General features: G+C 61.5%; 17 protein-coding genes and 1 pseudogene. 11 read left to right on the forward strand and 7 right to left on the reverse strand.

Annotation, left to right across the window (positions count from 1 at the left end):
• Window positions 1-38: 38 nt before the first annotated feature.
• Window positions 39-1,847, reverse strand: coding sequence for a heavy metal translocating P-type ATPase (locus tag AB6804_RS27285; RefSeq protein WP_370889108.1), 1,809 nt, complete (start codon window positions 1,845-1,847; stop codon window positions 39-41).
• 70 nt (window positions 1,848-1,917) lie between these two features.
• Here AB6804_RS27285 and AB6804_RS27290 point away from each other — a divergent pair, with 70 nt between their 5' ends.
• Both AB6804_RS27290 and AB6804_RS27295 read left to right on the forward strand, forming a co-directional pair.
• Window positions 1,918-2,325: a helix-turn-helix domain-containing protein gene (locus tag AB6804_RS27290; RefSeq protein WP_370889109.1), complete on the forward strand. Its 408-nt coding sequence runs from the start codon at window positions 1,918-1,920 to the stop codon at window positions 2,323-2,325.
• Window positions 2,326-2,396: 71 nt separating this feature from the next.
• Window positions 2,397-3,014, forward strand: coding sequence for a class I SAM-dependent methyltransferase (locus AB6804_RS27295; RefSeq protein ID WP_370889110.1), 618 nt, complete (start codon window positions 2,397-2,399; stop codon window positions 3,012-3,014).
• A 76-nt stretch (window positions 3,015-3,090) separates the two neighbouring features.
• On the opposite strand, the gene AB6804_RS27300 is transcribed toward AB6804_RS27295, so the two are convergent.
• Window positions 3,091-3,519, reverse strand: a complete 429-nt coding sequence (locus AB6804_RS27300; protein ID WP_370889111.1) for an aspartate carbamoyltransferase — start codon at window positions 3,517-3,519, stop codon at window positions 3,091-3,093.
• A 414-nt stretch (window positions 3,520-3,933) separates the two neighbouring features.
• Here AB6804_RS27300 and AB6804_RS27305 point away from each other — a divergent pair, with 414 nt between their 5' ends.
• A complete protein-coding gene (locus AB6804_RS27305; protein ID WP_370889112.1) occupies window positions 3,934-4,560 on the forward strand; it encodes a tyrosine-type recombinase/integrase in 627 nt (208 codons plus the stop codon).
• 248 nt (window positions 4,561-4,808) lie between these two features.
• Here the strand turns inward: AB6804_RS27305 and AB6804_RS27310 are convergent, their stop codons facing one another.
• Window positions 4,809-8,927: a CheR family methyltransferase gene (locus tag AB6804_RS27310; protein ID WP_370889113.1), complete on the reverse strand. Its 4,119-nt coding sequence runs from the start codon at window positions 8,925-8,927 to the stop codon at window positions 4,809-4,811.
• Between the two features lie 113 nt (window positions 8,928-9,040).
• Complete coding sequence (locus AB6804_RS27315; protein ID WP_370889114.1) at window positions 9,041-9,625, reverse strand: response regulator; 585 nt, start codon at window positions 9,623-9,625, stop codon at window positions 9,041-9,043.
• Between AB6804_RS27315 and AB6804_RS27320 the strand changes: the two genes are divergently transcribed.
• The 3 genes from AB6804_RS27320 (at window position 9,608) to AB6804_RS27330 (ending at window position 12,848) form a co-directional block, all read left to right on the forward strand.
• Window positions 9,608-10,627 (forward strand): chemotaxis protein CheB, encoded by a 1,020-nt coding sequence (locus tag AB6804_RS27320; RefSeq protein WP_244798016.1) that lies wholly within the window; start codon window positions 9,608-9,610, stop codon window positions 10,625-10,627. The two genes, AB6804_RS27315 and AB6804_RS27320, sit on opposite strands and share 18 nt — an antisense overlap.
• A 641-nt stretch (window positions 10,628-11,268) precedes the next feature.
• The gene (locus AB6804_RS27325) at window positions 11,269-12,555 is read left to right on the forward strand and encodes an NRAMP family divalent metal transporter (RefSeq protein ID WP_370889115.1); all 1,287 of its coding nucleotides are present in this window, start codon (window positions 11,269-11,271) and stop codon (window positions 12,553-12,555) included.
• A gap of 143 nt (window positions 12,556-12,698) precedes the next feature.
• Window positions 12,699-12,848, forward strand: a complete 150-nt coding sequence (locus AB6804_RS27330; RefSeq protein WP_370889116.1) for a hypothetical protein — start codon at window positions 12,699-12,701, stop codon at window positions 12,846-12,848.
• A gap of 229 nt (window positions 12,849-13,077) precedes the next feature.
• On the opposite strand, the gene AB6804_RS27335 is transcribed toward AB6804_RS27330, so the two are convergent.
• Together AB6804_RS27335 and AB6804_RS27340 are read right to left on the reverse strand one after the other, a co-directional pair.
• Window positions 13,078-13,347, reverse strand: coding sequence for a DUF1488 family protein (locus tag AB6804_RS27335; RefSeq protein ID WP_370889117.1), 270 nt, complete (start codon window positions 13,345-13,347; stop codon window positions 13,078-13,080).
• Window positions 13,348-13,421: 74 nt separating this feature from the next.
• A complete protein-coding gene (locus AB6804_RS27340; RefSeq protein WP_370889118.1) occupies window positions 13,422-14,594 on the reverse strand; it encodes a tyrosine-type recombinase/integrase in 1,173 nt (390 codons plus the stop codon).
• A 187-nt stretch (window positions 14,595-14,781) separates the two neighbouring features.
• On the opposite strand from AB6804_RS27340, the gene AB6804_RS27345 reads away from it, so the two are divergent.
• From AB6804_RS27345 to AB6804_RS27360, 4 genes are all read left to right on the forward strand, one after another.
• Window positions 14,782-15,795 carry a DNA-binding protein gene (locus AB6804_RS27345; protein ID WP_370889119.1) on the forward strand — a complete coding sequence of 338 codons (1,014 nt, stop codon included), beginning with the start codon at window positions 14,782-14,784 and terminating at the stop codon, window positions 15,793-15,795.
• 93 nt (window positions 15,796-15,888) lie between these two features.
• A complete protein-coding gene (locus tag AB6804_RS27350) occupies window positions 15,889-16,014 on the forward strand; it encodes a hypothetical protein (RefSeq protein WP_370889120.1) in 126 nt (41 codons plus the stop codon).
• The gene (locus tag AB6804_RS27355; protein WP_370889121.1) at window positions 16,011-16,160 is read left to right on the forward strand and encodes a hypothetical protein; all 150 of its coding nucleotides are present in this window, start codon (window positions 16,011-16,013) and stop codon (window positions 16,158-16,160) included. Before AB6804_RS27350 ends, AB6804_RS27355 begins: the two co-directional genes overlap by 4 nt.
• Window positions 16,161-16,237: 77 nt before the next feature.
• Complete coding sequence (locus AB6804_RS27360; protein WP_370889122.1) at window positions 16,238-16,516, forward strand: HU family DNA-binding protein; 279 nt, start codon at window positions 16,238-16,240, stop codon at window positions 16,514-16,516.
• 31 nt (window positions 16,517-16,547) lie between these two features.
• Here the strand turns inward: AB6804_RS27360 and AB6804_RS27365 are convergent, their stop codons facing one another.
• Complete coding sequence (locus AB6804_RS27365) at window positions 16,548-16,751, reverse strand: hypothetical protein (protein ID WP_370889123.1); 204 nt, start codon at window positions 16,749-16,751, stop codon at window positions 16,548-16,550.
• Between the two features lie 102 nt (window positions 16,752-16,853).
• Here AB6804_RS27365 and AB6804_RS27370 point away from each other — a divergent pair.
• Window positions 16,854-17,293 (forward strand): annotated as a pseudogene (locus AB6804_RS27370) (SET domain-containing protein).
• Window positions 17,294-17,310 lie beyond the last annotated feature (17 nt).

Genomic DNA, 17,310 nt, shown 5'->3' on the forward strand with positions numbered 1-17,310 from the left:
CGTTTTGCTTTGTCGATGTTTTCCATTTCCTCATTCTCTCAGGAGTTGAGGTCTCCGGAAAACCCGGTGCGCTTCACTCCGATTTCGGCAAGTTTTGCGTCGGGCAGCAGTTCCGCTCTGACCTGCACACCCACAGTCGCCCCGATGGCCTTAGCCGTTCGCTGGTTGTCGCCCGTCAGCATGACCGTGCCGATGCCCATGCGGTACAACGTGGCAATCGCGGCGGCGGCGTCGCTGCGTGGCTCATCATGCAACGCGATGAGCCCCTCGACCCGTTTGCCGGACAGCATCACGACGACAGTCTTGCCCTGCCGCTCGAGCGCCTCCAGTTGCTGCACGATAGGGGCGTCGAGCGTTGTCTGTTCCTTCGCATGGCGCGGCGATCCGACAGACACGAAACCACCCTTCAGACGTGCGGTGACCGCCTTGCCCGGCACCGTCAATGCAGTACCGAAACTCACCGGCAATTCAAGCCCTCGCAGAGTCGCCGCTTCCACAATGGCCGTGCCGAGTGGATGGCTCGCCTTGCGCTCGACCGCCGCCGCTTTCGCCAAAATATCGTCTGCCGTTCCTTCGATAGGGACGATGTCTGTCACCTGTGGACGGCCCAGTGTAAGTGTCCCGGTCTTGTCGAATGCCACCGTCCTGATCTTGCCGAGTGCTTCCAGGGCTGCGCCGCCCTTAACCAGCAGGCCACGTCTGGCTCCCGCGGCAAGGGCCGACGCGATAGCGGCAGGCGTAGAGATCACCAGCGCGCAGGGACAGGCAATCAGCAACGTGGCCAGACCGCGATAGATCCACGTCGCCCACTCCGCATGGAAGGCGAAAGGCGGCACGATGGCCACCAGCAGCGCGACCACCATCGCGGCCGGCGTGTATCGCTGGCTGAAGCGGTCGATCAGTCGTGCCGTCGGCGCCTTCGACTCTTGTGCTTCCTCCACCATGTGAATGATGCGGGAGATCGTGTTGTCGGCTGCAGTGCGGGTAACCTCGACACGCAGCTCGCCGTTCGTGCTGATGCTGCCGGCGAAAACGGCCGCTCCAGGTTCCTTGAGCACCGGAATCGACTCGCCGGTCACCGGTGCTTCGTCAACGTCCGAAACGCCTCCGATGACCTTGCCGTCAGAAGGGATGCGATCGCCGGGCCGCACGACGACGATGTCGCCAATCGCAAGTGTGTCGGCCAGCACCCGCTCAAGGACGTTGGCGCGTTCACGTAACGCATCGCGTGGCACCAGCGAGACCAACGCCTCAATACCCGCTCTGGCTCTTCCGGCCGCGACTGTTTCCAGCAATTCGCCGATAGCGAACAGAAGAATGACAACCGCCGCTTCCTGTGCCGCGCCAATCAGCAGCGCGCCGAGCGCGGCAACGGACATCAGCGTTTCGATGCTGAACGGCGTGCCCGAGATTGCCCCGGCATAGGCGCGCTTCGCGAAAGGCACGATGCTGATCAACGCCGCCACGGAGTATGCCCATTGCGCCAGGGCCGGCTCAATATGCGCCACCGCAAACGCGCTCCCGAACATCGCGGCGATGGCCAGCACAAGGTAAGCTTTACGCCCCCGCCACCATGACGACCGAGGGCCGGCCACCGAACCAGCGGCAGCGGCTGACCCATGCGAACCGCCGCCGACCGGTGTAAAACCCAGCGCGCGGATCTTACCCTCGATCATGGTCGATGAGGTCCGGTCCTCGTCGTATCTCAGAGACAGACTCTCCTGACCGTAGCTGACGTTGATGTCGCTGACGCCAGGCAATCGTTTCATTGCGTTTTCTATCTTGACCGCACAGGCGGCACAGTCCATTCCCTCGATGCGCAGTTTCAGGGAGTCGGGAGCGTTCATGGTGTTTTGACCTCGACGAATGTCTTCATGGGGTCTACGATAGACCCTATAGTCACTACAGGGTCAAGCCATGGACAGCTCAATATTGACGATCGGTCATCTGGCTAAGGCAACTGGCACGAAGGTGGAAACGATCCGCTTTTACGAGAAAACGGGCTTGCTGCCCGAGCCTGCCCGGACCGAAGGGAATTACCGCGCGTACGCCGCAGATCACCTGAACCGCCTGAGCTTCATCCGGCGCGCGCGCGATCTCGGGTTTTCGCTGGAGCAGGTGCGCGAGCTTCTCGCCCTCGCGGACGACCGTAGCCGCTCATGCTCCGCAATCGACGCGATCGCCACTGAGCACCGGCTTGAAGTGGAGCGCAAAATCCGGGATTTACAGGCGCTGAAGACAGAACTGGATAATCTGATCGATCAGTGCAGTTGCGGAACGGTCGCCGAGTGCCGAATCATCGAGGCACTGTCGCCGGCGGTGTAGCGATTGCTCCGGTATTTTGTGCAAAGATCCGGGGCGGTAGGTCCGACAGACGAGATTCAAAGGAAAACGCGATGCAATCGAAGACCCATTGGGAAAAGATTTACACGACGAAAGCGTCGACAGAAGTCAGTTGGTACCAGCCGCACGCGGCGCTGTCGCTGGATCTGATTCAACGGATCGGCGTCGGGCCGGATGCCGCGATCATCGATGTAGGCGGCGGTGCGTCGACGTTGGCCGATGATCTGGTCGCTCACGGCTACCGCAACCTTTCCGTGCTGGATCTCTCCGGCGAAGCGCTGGCCGTGGCGCGCAAGCGGCTCGGACAGAAATCCGGCCTCGTGCAGTGGATCGAGGCTGATGTCACTTCCGCACCCCTGCCAGAACGGTTCTTCGATGTCTGGCACGATCGGGCCGTATTTCACTTTCTCACGGGCGAGGCTGACCGCCGCGCGTATGTCCATCAGGTCATGCGGGCGGTGAAGCCGGGCGGGCACGTGATTGTCGCCACCTTCGCTCCGGACGGGCCGGCCGAGTGCAGCGGTCTTCCGGTGGTCCAGTACGACGCGGATTCCCTGCACGGTGAATTTGGCCCGGCGTTCGAACTGGTTGAACACGACGAAGAAGCGCACGTCACGCCGTCAGGGCGCGTGCAGCATTTCGTCTATTGCCACTGTGTTAAACCGCACTGAGCCCGATCGATCACCGTCGCGGGAATCCACATGTGCATTCGGCAAGCGGAACTTGCGCGGGTCGACTGCTTAAGCGCTACCGGTGAAGGTGAGAGTGCGCCGCGTGATCGGAGCGCTGGGCAGCGAACCACGCGTGAATCGCCGCGATCACATCAGGGTCGGTGCTCGCGTAGGTCAGGCTTGCTCCGGCAGGTAGACTCCTGTATTGAACATGTAGTTTGTCACCCGCGTTCGCCAACTCGGCGAGTCCGGGCATATCTTTGCCGTGTATCTTTGCAGGATCTGAGAAATCCCCGTGACTGAAACGTTTTGACTCTGTTGCCAGGTGCGAGCGAATGAGAGCAGTCTGCCTGGTGTCGTGTTTATTGTTTGCGGTAATCGTTTCAATCCCGCCGTTGCGCGTATCGTCGAAAAAATGGGTGCTCCGCGCCAGATCGAATGGCATCACCTCCGCGCCGTCGCGGGCCACTTCAGCTTGGTGCACCCCCATATCGGGGTTGGACATCACATCCTCCGCTTCCCCCGCAAAGGCAATCGATACCCCGATCAGTGAGCCCGCCGCGGCTGTCATGATTTTTTTTCATCGCTTCAGTCCTCGTGTAAAACCGGAGCAAGTTTTTCCAGCACCGATACGTCTGCAGGCTTGGTCGATCCATGTGTCAAACCAAACCCGACCGGAAACCTGCTGGGTAGATTACCGCTCGCGTCACCTCCCCGCCATCCCGTTTTCTCCGGGGCTTATGCATACGGTAGCGTCGCTTGATTGAACGGGTGGCAGCTCCACCGCCGACCATTGACCGGCTCATGTCGCTAGGCAAGCGGACGGTCATGGATCTCCACGGAACGGCTCAAACGGGTCGAAGATTGACCGGTCCGCAAAGCGCACAATCGATCTCCCTTCGTTGAAGAGGAGATTGTCATGGAAACGCTTAATTCTTCCGGCGCTCGTCGGGTGCCGTGGAATAAGGGACGGCTAACCGGCCAGAAGCCTCCGCTGAAGCTCCGGGAAATCTGGGCAATTCGAACAAGGCTGCAGATGTCGTCCAACGCTCGCGAGTTGGCGATGTTCAACCTTGCGATCGACAGTAAGCTTCGAGCCTGCGATTTGACGCGCTTGCAAGTGCAGGACGTCTCCATGGGAGGTCATGTCTTAGCTCGCGCGACTTTCATGCAGCAGAAAACACATCGGCCAGTGCAGTTCGAAATCACGGAGCAGACTCGGCAAAGTGTCGGTGCTTGGATTTCCGCGCGGGGACTAAAGCCTGCCGACTATTTGTTTCCAAGTCGACTGCATGCCTCAGCGCATGTGTCGACGCGCCAGTATGCGCGCATCGTTCATCGTTGGGTCGCGTCGATTGGGCTCGATGACACCGCGTACGGTACGCACACCATGCGTCGAACGAAAGCGTCGTTGATCTATCGACGCACTAAGAACTTGCGCGCGGTCCAATTGCTCTTGGGCCATACAAAAATAGAAAGCACCGTGCGATACCTCGGGATCGAGGTTGACGATGCTCTCGAAATGGCTGAGCAAACCGAAGTGTGATTGCCGGTGGCCGGCGAGCGTGCGCTTGTCGGCCATGAACGGCCCCTCACACTCTATCGGCGAACGCCTGTAGACGAGTGGCCAACCGCCATTCGGTAAGGCAGCAACGACGATTCGCCCGACGAGCCTGCTCCGTTTTCAAGTGTTGTATACAGCGTCCCAAATTCGATGGCCATTGCGGCCGACTTCGCTTCTAGCGATCCCGTCACCGTGCTTCCAGTGTCATCTTCTCCAGCGTGCTCACTGCCTTACCGCGGTCGAACCCTTTGGATAACCTCAGCCAGCGCCTGCAGGTTGAATGGCTTGGCGAGACAGGCATCGCAGCCAGCATCCCGCGCACGCGTCTCTTCCTGCGCCACCGGTCGGCCGGTCACCGCGACGATCGGAACACCCGAGCAGTTCTGCAGTTGCCGCAGTTGTGCCACGACCTGATAGCCGTCAAGATCGGGCAGGTTCACATCCGTGATGATGAAGTCGAAGTCGGACGCTTTTGCTGCCTGCAACGCCTCAGCTGCGTTCACCGAAGTGGTAACACGTGCGTCGTACACCGAAAACAGATCCGCCATTGCCTGCAATGACTCTTCAGAATCCTCGATCAGCAGTACGCGGGCACCCGCGAAGACGGAAAGGTCCGCCGGCTTGTCGCCGGCCTGCCGATGCGCGAACGAAGCTTCGGCCGGAAGCGAAACGACGAAGCGGGCTCCCCGCCTTTCGCCTTCGGAAAACGCCTCGACCGTTCCGCCGTGCAGACGGGCAAGCTGGCGCACCAGGGATAAGCCAATGCCAAGTCCCATGGCTCGCGCACGAGACGGCACATTGGGAGCCTGCTGGAAAATCTCAAAGATTGACTCAAGCAGGCCGGGCGCGATGCCGACTCCCGTGTCGGCCACCTCCAGGCACACCTTATCCGCTTCCTGCTGCAGCCGGACAGTGACTGTCCCGCCCGGCGGCGTAAACTTAATCGCATTGCTGAGCAGATTCCAGATGATCTGTTCAATGCGAACTGAATCGGCCGCAATAAACACCGGCGTCGCCGGCACGTGCAGCTGCAGGTCGATCCTGTTTGCCACGAAATCGTCGCGTATGGCCTCCGCGATCGACCGGACGATGCTTGCCACATCGGTTGGTTCAAAACGCAGGGAAAGTTTTCCTGTCTGGATCCGCGAAAAGTCAAGCAGATCATCGATGATCTTTGCCTGCGTCAGGACCGACTTCTGGATCGCGTCGGCGACTTCCCGAACCCGCCCAATGTGTCGCGCTTCGGGAATACGGGCGAGGATCTCCGCTTTCATATGGATGAGATTGAGCGGATTTTTTAGTTCGTGAGACAGCACCGCGATGAACTCATCTTTCAGACGGCTCAGTTTCTGAATTTCGGTGTAGTCGGCGCGCTGCCGCGCCAGCGCAAGATCTTTCCTTCCCTGTACCAGTTTGCGTTGGGTCGCGTCGTGGACGATCTTGGTAAAGCCCGAAAACCCGGGCACATCGATGCGGCTCAGGAAGCCGCTGCAAAAGACGTGTTCGCCGCTCTTCGTCGCATACCACCGCTCGTCTTCGGCACGGCCTTTACTGCGGGCTTTGCCGCGCTCTCGCGCCGGCACACCATCACTACGGTCGTCACCCGTAAAGATCGCGTCGAGGGAACCACCCAGCATCTCTTCGGCCTTGTAGCCGAAAATATGACTCGCGCCCGCGTTCCAGCTGACGACCACCCCCGCATCGTCGAGAACAATAATGGCAAAGTCATGGGTTTCCCTGGCAGCGAGCTGGAGCTTTTCTTCGCTTACGCGCGCCTCGGCCTGAGCGGCCTTCTGGCCGGTGATGTCGATCAGCGCGAGCACCGCACCATCGATGCGATCATCGTCGGTGCGATAGGGAAGCACCCGGGCGAGAAAGGTTCGACCGTCCCTGCTCTGTACTTCCTTTTCGATCTTCGTGAGCGACTCAAACGCGGTGCGCAGATCGTCGATCATCTCCGGATAATCGAGCTTGTGCGTCAGATGCTGAAGCGGTCGCCCGGTGTCGCTCGGCAGAATATTGAAAAGGGCTTCGGCTGGAGAGGTGTACCGCTTTATGTGGAGCGTACGATCGACGAACACCGTTGCAACGCCAACCAGAGCAATCAGGTTTTTAAGGTCATCGCTCACGCGTGCGGCCTCGTTGACCTTTGACACGAGTTCGGAGTTGACCGTGACCAGTTCTTCATTGAGCGACTGCAATTCCTCGCGACTCGCTTCCAGTTCCTCGGTTGCCGAGCGCAGTTCTTCGTTCATGGCCTGGAGCTCTTCATTAGACGCTCTAAGCTCTTCGGCCGATTTCTGTGCGTGTTCCAATGAACTGCGCACGCGCCCCTCGCTTCCGGCCAGGGCCTGCCTGAGCGAGTCCAGCGTCTGGTCAGCGGGCTCGCCGCTCATTGCTGAACTGGCCACTGGCAGAGGCGTCAGCAGATCGCATGTCAGGGAAATCAGACGCTCGTCCCGTGCGGGGTCGTGGTAGGGCCTGAAAGACAGGTCCACCGCGATCTCGCCCGATGCGGTCGAAAAGGGCAGCGCCTCCTCGTCCTGGCGCCGTCCGGCCTCGATGCAGTGCTGGAGGGCCTGCCGGAGACGAGGATGGGCGTCTTCGCGGACGATCGCAAAGATATTGACTGCACGCGCCTGTCGCACATCCTCGGATAGTCGGATGGCATTCGCCGAACGATGGACAATCGTGCCGTCCTTTCGCACGACAATCAGCGGCGGCCCAAACAGGTCGAACGACCGTGCCTGGTCAGGTACCTCCACATCAGCCGCTTTGCTGCCCGTCGGTGAAGTGAAGAAGGTTTGACCTCCCCCATCAAAGGGGTATTGCTGAATGTTGGCGTAGGTCGGCAAAGCACTGGTTGAGGCGTTCGGCACCACGCGATAGATCTTCCTGGACTTGTCCACCGGTGAAAAAAGCTCGTGGGCGAAGTCAGCCGATTCGGCCGTGCCGAGGAAGAGCAGACCCTGGGGACGCAGTGAAAAGTGGAACGCTTCGAGCACTCGCTTCTGGGCGCGGCGGTCGAGGTAGATCAGCAGGTTGCGGCAGGAAATGAGGTCGATGCGCGAGAATGGTGGGTCGCGCAGCAGATTATGGGCAGCGAAGATAACGGTGTCGCGCAGCGATTTGACCAGTCGATAGCGGTTTCCCTCCCTGGTGAAATACTGGGCCAGACGGGCAGGCGACAGGTCGTTCGTGATGGCCGAAGGATAGCTGGCTGCCCGCGCGATGGCGATCGCGCGTTCATCTATATCGCTGGCGTAGACCGTTATCCTTGGCCGACGCGGCAATCGACGGACCGCTTCGTCCAGAAGTATTGCGATCGAGAAAGCCTCTTCCCCGGTTGCACAGGCCGGCACCCACGCACGCACCTCGTCGCGTTCTGCAAGACTTTGGGCAAGCTCCGCCGGCAATGCTTTTTCGAGCGCATCAAACGCCTCGGGATCGCGAAAGAAGTTCGTAACCCCAATCAGCATGTCCGCCAGCAGTCTCGGCGTTTCGTCGACATTCTCAGTCAGAAAATTCCTGTATGCGGTCACCGAAGTGAGCGCGTTGACCTGCATGCGGCGCTCGATGCGACGCATAACCGTGCCGCGCTTGTAACTGGAAAAATCGTGACGGGTGCGCGCACGCAGCGTGTCCAGCACGTCATCCATCCCGTTCGCATCAGGAATCAGTGACTCGGTGCCGCCCGCATCTTCATCCGGCCCGGATGCCGCTGGCAAGGCAATCCTGGGCGCATTCCTCACCAGTTCCAGCAGCCTGGGGATAATGTCCGTCACCGGCAACACGAGGTCCACGTGCCCGGTTGCAATCGCGTTGCGCGGCATTTCGCCGTACTGCGCTTCTTCCGGACGTTGAGCGACGGTGATACCACCCTGTTCCCGGACGCTGGCGATGCCCACAGAGCCGTCTGCCCCTGAACCCGACAGGACGATGGCGACAGCGCGGGCGCCATGAGCGTCGGCCAGACTGCGAAAAAACACGTCGATGCTCGTGGGCGGTAGCCGCGGCGGTTCAGGGTCGCTCAGGCATAAGTGTCCATCGACCATCGAGAGGAACTTTCCAGGCGGAATGACATAGACGTTGTCTTTTTCAAGCGGCACCGGGGTGCTGACCTGCCGCACGCGCAGGGCGGTAACGTTTTGAATGACCTCGTGTGCGTGGCTCGCATGATCCGGCGACAGGTGCAGTACCACTACGAATGCGACGCCCGGCGAGGCTGGCGCAGTCTCAAAAAGCCGCAAAAGCGCTTCAACGCCGCCTGCGGACGCGCCAATTCCGACCACGACAAAGTCCGGTCCTGCGGGCTTGCGCTGCTCATTCCGAGGCATACTCGTAGCCATATTCCCCTTCCGACCGACTGACGCGCATGTGCGGCTAATGGCAAACGCTCAGGCCGGTCAACTCATGCTTCTGAAAAACCAGCGCGCCAGGACAGGGCAGCGCGATGGCCCGCTTACAAGGGCGCAATCCTTGCAATGATATCGAGTAAAGGGCCGGCTCCTGAACCTTTCTGACAGAATGCGTCGAAGCCGACTGCCACCCCACGAGGCTGTACTGCCTGTTCGTCCATTGAGGTGAACGCTATCAGCACGGCTTCGCCGGTACCGTCGGCCGCACGCAGCAGCGCGGCTAACTGGTAGCCGTCGGGCGACGGCATATTGATGTCGAGTACCGCGATGTCCGGCGTCCAGAATGCGATGCACCGGAAGGCCGAGTCGCCATCCACTGCAAAGCGGGCCTCGTGTCCTGCGAGCGACAGTGCAAGCGAAACGGCTTCAGCTCCACCCGCGTAATCGTCGACGACCAGGACCCGTAGCGGACGGTGCAGGGACGCCTTCCTGTTGGTCCAGACTCCGCTTTTCATGTTTGCCCCAGATATGCGCTGGGTGAATCGAACGCAAGCACCATTCCTGGGCTTGGCGCTTGCTTCCCGCATAGCACCGAACGAATCGTGGCCCACCGAGTTCAGAGCTGAAAGGGCCAGGACGTTCCCTGTGCCGAAACGATCGGGAGGCAGTTCGTGCAGATTGATCAGCATAACGACAACCGTGTTGTCGCTGTCGGTACGTCGTTGGGCGGTCTGGCCGCACTTCGCACGCTGCTGTCTTCACTGCCGACCGATTTCAGCGTCCCGATGCTGGTTGTCATGCACATTGGCGCGCATCGCAGCATTCTGCCCGAGCTGCTTGCGTCCACGTGTCCTTTGCCGGTTGCCCACGCGCGGGACAACGTCCCGCTGGAACCATCGAAAATCTACGTCGCCCCGTCCGACAGACATCTGCTTGTTCATGACGGCCGGACACGGCTCACCGTCGGCCCAAAAGAAAATTTCACCCGTCCCGCAATCGATCCGCTGTTCCGCTCGGTGGCGGTGGAGTACGGCCCTCGCGCCGTCGCAGTGGTGCTGACTGGCGACCTTGACGACGGGGCGGCGGGCGCTGCCGCGGTTCACGCCTGCGGCGGTAGTGTAATCGTGCAGGCGCCGGAAGACAGCGTTGCACCGTCAATGCCTGCATCTGCGCTTCGCGCCGTCCCGACCGCTACGGTGGCGTGCCTTGACAGGCTCGCGCAGGCCATCGTCGATGCGGTTCACCAGCCTGACAGAGAGGTGCCTATGAGAGTCGACAAGCGGACAATCGAAATCGAGACGCAGATCGCTCTCACAGGAATCGCGTCGCCTGCCGATCTGGATCAACTGGGCAGGCGCAGCACGCTCACCTGTCCTGACTGCGGAGGAGTCGTGTGGCAAGTAGGCGATGCGGCGCCCCTGCGGTACCGCTGCCATACTGGCCACGCTTTCTCCGAAGCTTCACTGGACGCCGCGCAAATGGCGGAACTGGAAGATGCGCTATGGTCGTCGGTGCGACGCGCAGAAGAACGCGCCGCGCTGGCCGCGAGTCGGGCTCGTGCAGCCGAAACGCTCGGCGATGTCGCGCTCGCGCGATCGGAGCACCTGTTATCTGAAAAGCTCCATACGCTCGAACGGTCGCTCCGGGAATTCATCATGGCGAACCCGAGCGCGGACGATAACCGGTCATGAGTCAAAAGGAGGACAGACCGGCGGCACGGTGCGGAGAAGCCTGTGGCTGCCTTGCCGCCGGCTCCAGGGGCGTGAGATGCGCAAATACGCAGCATCGCGGTGCGTTAGAACTGCCCAGATTGAACTCGCAGGGCGGTGCCTCGAACGTGAGACGACACTTGCGTCACCAAAGCCCGCGCTCGACATAAAACCTGCTGGCACCGTCGCACACGCACGCCTCTGTGGCCGCTTTTGAGCACAGTAGCGACATTTGCCGAAACTGCACGAAGGACCGCAACGGGTCGGGTTCGGCCGACCACGTCGGATCAATCTGCCCATAGCGCGTGCGGTCGTCGGCCGTCCGGACTACAGTCTTACCGCAACGTGACGCGCGTCTCGTCGCGCTTCATTTCGCCGACTGCCTGAGCAAGCGGTCCGGCCGCTTGGCCGACTGCCGTATAAACAATACTTCTATGGCCGATAGGCCGCGGCCAGAGCCGCAATGTTGTGGTATTCCTTGAACTTCGTGATTCTTGCGTTTTCGACTATGAAGACGTGAGCCCACTCAACGCTGTAGCCGTTGTATGCCGCTGCACTGCATCATCGCCGGGAGGAACGCTTCATGCGGACCGCTCCGTCAATCGCGTTGGCGGGATTGGGCGATGGTCACTCATCAGAAAAAACAGCTAGCGGATGAAAGCGCGCGCGCGAGCAAGCGGGCGGCGCACTCGTGGGCCGCGGACGTCGGGCCAGGATTGGCGAGCGTCGCATCGGACAACGATCCGGGCGGCATCGCGACTTACACGCTCGCAGGCGCGTGGTACGGATTCGACCTTCTGTGGATGTGCGTGCTGTCGTATCCGTCTACCGTTGCGCTGCAACTCATCGCGGCGCGCGTCGCGGCAGTGACCGGGCGTGGCTTGACCACCAACATGCGGGCGCACTACTCGTCGCTCTTTTACTTTTTCGCGGTGGCGCGCTTTCTCTTTGCGAATACCTTCAACATCGCCGTCGATTTACTCGCGATGGGCGTGGCGTTGCGGGTCTTCATCGGTGGGTCCGTTGCATGGCTCGCACTGCTGTCGGGCGCTGCGTCGGTCGCTCTGCAATGCCTCGTTCCGTACGCACGCTACGCGCGGATCGTGAAGTGGATGGCGCTCGCGATGTTCGCGTATGTCGGCGTTATCGTGGTCGTCGAAGTGCCGTGGCAGACGGTTCTCATGCGCGCGTTCGTACCGCGAGTGGACTGGAACGAGGACTACATCACGATGCTGATCGCCGTGCTCGGCACGACGGTCAGTCCTTATCTGATGTTTGCGCAGGCGGAACAGGAAGTGCGGGACGGCGGCCGTCGAGACCAGAAGGCGCTGAACGAGCAGATGCGCAAGATTCGTCGCGACACGCTGCTGCGGACCGCGCTTTCGAACGCGGCCGCGCTGTGCATGATGGTCGCGGCGGCCGCGACGCTGCATCTGATGCAAAAGACGCCCGTAGGCGAGCCGGTGGACATGGCGCGTGTACTGGCGCCGCTCGCGCACGGCTATGCGAGCCATGTGCTCGCGGTGGCGCTGATCGGCTCGGCATTGCTGGCCTTGCCGCCGCTGGCGGGCTCGGCTGCGCAGGCCGTGGCGAGTTCGTTCGATTGGCCGCGCGGCGAACAACGCGACCGGCGGATTGCATGGCTGCTCGTCGGCGTGATGGCGCTCGGCACCGCGGCGGCGATGGCGCTCGCGGCGCTGCGCGTCGAGCCCGTTCACGCGCTGTACTGGAGCGCGGTGGCCAATGGCATGACGGTGACGCCGGTGCTAGCGCTCCTCGTGCTGCTCGGCGCCAAGCGGGAAGTCGTCGGCGATTTCGTCGCGCACTGGACGGTGCGAGTGTTGAGCTGGTTCGCCACGCTGGCGACGGGCGCGGCCATCGTCGCGCACTTCGTGCTGGAGTTCGTGTGAAGCTAAAATGCGGGCACCGAACTTGTCACAAAGGCCGGCGAGACGATGGAGAAAACGACATCTGCAGTGGAGCGCGTGACCGACATCATGGATGAGATCGCGTCGGCGTCGCATGAGCAACCAGAACCCCGAATGAAGAGCTGTTGTATCAACGCCGTCGGCTGCGCCGCATCGAGCGCCTGTGGTACACACTCATTGGTTCGATCTTTCTGTTCGACGCCTACCTATGGGGACCAGACATCATTCGCATGTTCATCGACGCCACGCATCGTTGGCAAGCGCTCTTTCATTGAGAAGGACCGCTTCGCCCGCCGATTCGCTGGCCGACGTAGGCAGCTGAGAGATGATATGCCGCCGATGTCAGCTCTAGTCGAAGTTTTTACCGCGCCGGCGACGGAGCTGTCCTACTGGACGGCTAGCCATGAGTAAGCACCTTGCAACTAACGGTCTTCGCTTTTCCGCGCACGTAAGCGGCCGCGAGCATCAACGCCAGGTGCCAGCGGCCTTCAAAGGACGAAGCAATCAGGAGTTGGAAAAGTCCGCGTGGGTAAGTCGGAGGGTTTGGGTCGGATGCGCCAGCAACTTACGCCGTGCGGCCGCTTCAATGCGCGCAAACCCGTTCCCGAATACTCTCACCATGTGAGCATCGTCCGCATCGCGTGGTAGCCAGAAGAACACCTCTAAGCACTTGCGCGGCACCACGCAAGTCACGGTTTGCCCGCGCCAATCGAGGGTAAAGCTTAGCGTCTGCTTATCTGCAGAGATCTGCGCTTCTGGCACAAGCACTTTCATGAGCGGTGTTGCGATCACTTAGAGGGAATCGGACGTGTCTGGCGTGGGACGCACAGCGCGTTGTTCGGTTGGCGTCACCAGTCTACCCGGTGCTTCTCTTCTGTCTCCTGATGGCGGCGATCGTCGTCCACATGCAGGTAGATGCTGGTCGTCGTCAACGATGCATGTCCGAGGTTGTCGCGCACGGTGCGCAGGTCTACTTTGCGGTCGGCCATGTGCGAGCCGGCGCTGTGCCGAAGCCAATGCGCGGACGCTTTCTCGAGTAGATCGGCTCGCGCGCTGGCGCCATCGTCGCGCTCCCGCAGGCGGACCGCGGCGCGGGCAAACACGTCCTTGACGATGGCGTGAAGCGCTGCGCGCGTCAGCGGGGCGCAGGTCTGGGTGCGTTCGTTAAACGCTGTTGCGCCGATCGGTAGCACGAGCGGCGTATCTTCGCTGGGCGACGGCAGGGCGCTTAGCCCAAGGTACTGTCGATAACGCGAGAGCTCCATCATCATCTCGCGCGTGGCCGGCACCAGCCGTTGCTTGTCGCCCTTGCCGTGGATGGTGAGCCACCAGCGCAGCGCACCGTCCGCATCGCGTCGCACGAAGAACTGCCCCATCGTGTTGGCGCCGACCTCCGCGATGCGCAGCCCGCCGAGGTAGAGCAGCGTGAACAGCCATCGGGCGCGGTACGCGTGGGCTTTCTCGCGGTCCGTTTGTCTAGGCATCGTCGCGATGAAGTCCTTGACCTCCTGCCAGACGCTCGGCTCCAGATAGCGGGTGATGCGCGGCGCGGCATGCCGGGTGCGCTGACGCGACAGCGACAGCGGATTGCCCGCCAAGTAGCCGGCCTGCACCAGCCACGAGAACATGGCGTTGAGGATCACGGTCGCCTGACGTTGACTGGATGCAGACAGCGGGCCATAGAAGGGGCGCCAGCGAGTGTCGCTGCGCGGATGCTTGCGACCGCCGCCGGCCACCCACGTCGCGGCAGGCTGCGGGTCGGCTAGAAACTGCTGATAGCGCAGGCAGTCCTCGTGCGTCAAGGAAGAGAGAGGTTTGCCCTGCACGACGACGGACCAGAGCAGGAGCCGCTCGGCCTCTTTGCGGTAGTTCTCGAACGTGGTCTTGGTGTCGACAAAGCGCGACAACCAGGCGCGGATCGCATCCAGATCGTTGTCGGCCGCGATTTGTGGGCGCCCGGTCACAGATCGGTTCGAACCGGTCGCGCCGTCGAGATCGCCCGGTATCACAAGCGATTCCAACGGTGTCGGCTGCAGCGCCCGTGGAGGCGGAGTGGCGGAAGACGGCTTGGCAGGCACGTTGATTTTTGTCAGCCGGAAGCGAGATATGTCAACATTATAGCATTAATGTCAAATCGACTACCAGTGAAAGCGTGGTACTTGATGATTTACGTTGTATTATTGTCGTTAGTTCCAGCCTCTTCGATCCATGTCCGACGTTCTCTCCGACGAAACCCGCCTTGCGGCGGACATCGAACGCCTCAAGGTCGAGTTCCCCAAGACGCGGGAGCTCTATCGCGAAGTGTGCGCGCTGCTTTTTTTCCGCTTTGGCGTCCCCCCGACTGCCAACCGCCTCTACAACCTGGTCCGGCGCGGCACCATGAGCACGCCCGCATCGGTCTTGAGCGAGTTCTGGGCGGAGTTGCGCGAGAAGAGTCGGGTGCGCATCGAGCATCCCGACTTGCCCAAGGATTTGAGTGAAGCGGCGGGCGAGTTGATCGGGACGCTGTGGACGCGAGCGGCGACGTCTGCGCAGGCCGAACTCGCGTCCCTGCGCGACGAAGTCGAAGCGCAGCGTACGGAGGCCGAGCGAAGGGTTGTCGCTGCCCGGGAAGAGCTGGGCCGCACGGAAACGGCGCTCGAGCAACGCACGGCGGCGCTGCTCGCGGCCCAGGTCGAAATACGGGAACTGGAGCGGCAGCAGGCTGAAGAGGCCGCCGCGCGTAAAACGCTCCAGGCGGAGATCAAGCGCCTCGCGGAGGAGACGGTTGCGCGCGAGCGGGAACTTGAAAAAGTCCGCGACACCTTCTCGCGCGATCTCGAGAAGCTGCGCGAGACAGCCAGCCGGGCCGAGGAGCGCTTACGCGCATCGGAGAAGCGCGCGCTCTTGGAGACCGACCGGGAACGCAGCGCCACGGCGAAGGCTCAGAAAGAACTGGCCGAAGCGGCCAAGCGGGCGGGAAAGCGAGAGGCCGATCATCGTCGTACCGTCGACACGCTGCAGGCGCAGCAGGGCGACGTGCGCCACCAGAACGGGGTGCTTCAGGGCAAGCTCGCCGCGCTTGAAGCGGCGCATCAGTCACTTCACGAACAGTTGAAGTCGCTGCGCACAGCGGCACAGGCGTCCATGCGCGCGCCGACTGCCGAAGCCGGTTTGCCTGCGAGGCGCAGCGCCCGGAAGGCAGCGGCTGGGAAAACGGCGAGAGCGAAGGGTCGCGCGTAGAGAATGACCAGGTTTCCGAATGGCGCCGGCGGGTCGAGCGATCCAGGGCCGGAAGCCGCGCCAGTCGCGTGGTCGGCCAAAAGGAGCGAACAGATGAAAAGATCAGCAGAGAACAAACTTCGGGTGGTGGCGGTGCGCATCGACCCCGTCATCGAACAGCGGTTGCGGGTGTTGGCAGAGGCGACTGGGCGTAAACAATCTTTTTTTTGCAGCGCATGATCGAAGAGGGCATCGAAGCCATGGAAGCAATCTGGCTGTCGCCGCAGACGCTAGCCAAGGTCAGAAACGGTGATTTGCCCGAGCGGCTTGACGCGCGCAGCGCGACCTCGGATCTGTTCGACTTTGATGTGACCGACGCAGACTAGGAACGGGCCCGCGATCCGATGCGTTTCCAGCGTTCGGTATGATCTGGTTCGTTTAATAACAGAGAGGACGAGTTTCAATGAACAAGCAGGAATTGATTGACGCAGTGGCGTCTGAAGCCGGCACGAGCAAGATCGCCGCAGAGGAGGCCATCAATGCCGTGTTTGAGACAATTTCGAAGGCGGTGGCTGCGGGTGACGCCGTTCAACTGATCGGCTTCGGCTCGTTTGGGGCCGGCAAGCGCGCTGCGCGCACCGGTCGCAATCCGAAAACCGGTGCGCCGATCGAAATCGCGGCAGGCAAGACCGTCAAGTTCACCGCGGGCAAGGCGTTTAAGGACGCCGTCAACCAAGCGTGAGCGAGTGCGGCGCCAGTTATGCCGCCGACTTTTAGAAGAGTTGCGCGTCGAGCGGCCGCAGGCTATTGAGCTTGACGGCCGTAAGACGTTCAGTGCCGTCCGCGTGGATCGATCGGATCATGATCCGTTGACCACGCGCTTCGCCCAGCACCTCGACGATGCGATCCTCGTAACGCACGAGGGTGCCGCGGGGCGGTTTGCGTTTGATGCGGCTGCGGCCGGTGGATGAAGGCATAGGGGTATCGACGGGCGTGCGGCGATCGTATCATGCGAGCATGCCGCGGCGGCGCCACAGCGTGTCGCTCACTACGTAATAGCAACAGAGAAGAATATCGTCATGCGCCGCATCGTTGTACGTTCTTCGCCGGTCCACGGACGCGGCGTATTTGCGCTCACCCGGATCGGTGCCAACGAGCAGATTCTGGAATACAACGGAAAGCGCGTGTCCTGGGCACAAGCGCAGCGCCGGTATGCGCGTTCGGCAGCCGAAGGCGGCCACACGTTTTACTTCGATCTCGACGACGGGCGTGTGATCGACGGTGCCCAGGGCGGCAACTCGGCGCGTTGGGTCAATCACAGTTGCGCGCCGAACTGTGAGGCCGAGCAAGACGGCAGCCGGGTTTTCTTCCACGCGCTGCGAGACATTGAGCCAGGCGAAGAGTTGTTCATCGACTATCGACTTTTGTGGAAGGGCGAAAAACTGCTGCGCTCAAGACGCTCTATGCGTGCCGCTGCGGGTCCGATGCTTGTCGAGGGACGATGCTGGCCGTGTCCTGAAACCGCCGATGATATTG

The organism is Caballeronia sp. RCC_10 (assembly GCF_041360715.1).
Classification (GTDB): domain Bacteria; phylum Pseudomonadota; class Gammaproteobacteria; order Burkholderiales; family Burkholderiaceae; genus Caballeronia; species Caballeronia grimmiae.

Bases quoted from the DNA above. Each gene is read 5' to 3' on its own strand.
- AB6804_RS27335 (WP_370889117.1), bottom strand. From the start codon at position 13,347: ATGAAAGTGCTTGTGCCAGAAGCGCAGATCTCTGCAGATAAGCAGACG.
- AB6804_RS27290 (WP_370889109.1), top strand. From the start codon at position 1,918: ATGGACAGCTCAATATTGACGATCGGTCATCTGGCTAAGGCAACTGGC.
- AB6804_RS27305 (WP_370889112.1), top strand. From the start codon at position 3,934: ATGGAAACGCTTAATTCTTCCGGCGCTCGTCGGGTGCCGTGGAATAAG.
- AB6804_RS27300 (WP_370889111.1), bottom strand. From the start codon at position 3,519: ATGTCCAACCCCGATATGGGGGTGCACCAAGCTGAAGTGGCCCGCGAC.
- AB6804_RS27310 (WP_370889113.1), bottom strand. From the start codon at position 8,927: ATGGCTACGAGTATGCCTCGGAATGAGCAGCGCAAGCCCGCAGGACCG.
- AB6804_RS27345 (WP_370889119.1), top strand. From the start codon at position 14,782: ATGTCCGACGTTCTCTCCGACGAAACCCGCCTTGCGGCGGACATCGAA.
- AB6804_RS27355 (WP_370889121.1), top strand. From the start codon at position 16,011: ATGATCGAAGAGGGCATCGAAGCCATGGAAGCAATCTGGCTGTCGCCG.
- AB6804_RS27365 (WP_370889123.1), bottom strand. From the start codon at position 16,751: ATGCCTTCATCCACCGGCCGCAGCCGCATCAAACGCAAACCGCCCCGC.
- AB6804_RS27350 (WP_370889120.1), top strand. From the start codon at position 15,889: ATGAAAAGATCAGCAGAGAACAAACTTCGGGTGGTGGCGGTGCGCATC.
- AB6804_RS27315 (WP_370889114.1), bottom strand. From the start codon at position 9,625: ATGCTGATCAATCTGCACGAACTGCCTCCCGATCGTTTCGGCACAGGG.
- AB6804_RS27285 (WP_370889108.1), bottom strand. From the start codon at position 1,847: ATGAACGCTCCCGACTCCCTGAAACTGCGCATCGAGGGAATGGACTGT.
- AB6804_RS27295 (WP_370889110.1), top strand. From the start codon at position 2,397: ATGCAATCGAAGACCCATTGGGAAAAGATTTACACGACGAAAGCGTCG.
- AB6804_RS27325 (WP_370889115.1), top strand. From the start codon at position 11,269: ATGGTCACTCATCAGAAAAAACAGCTAGCGGATGAAAGCGCGCGCGCG.
- AB6804_RS27360 (WP_370889122.1), top strand. From the start codon at position 16,238: ATGAACAAGCAGGAATTGATTGACGCAGTGGCGTCTGAAGCCGGCACG.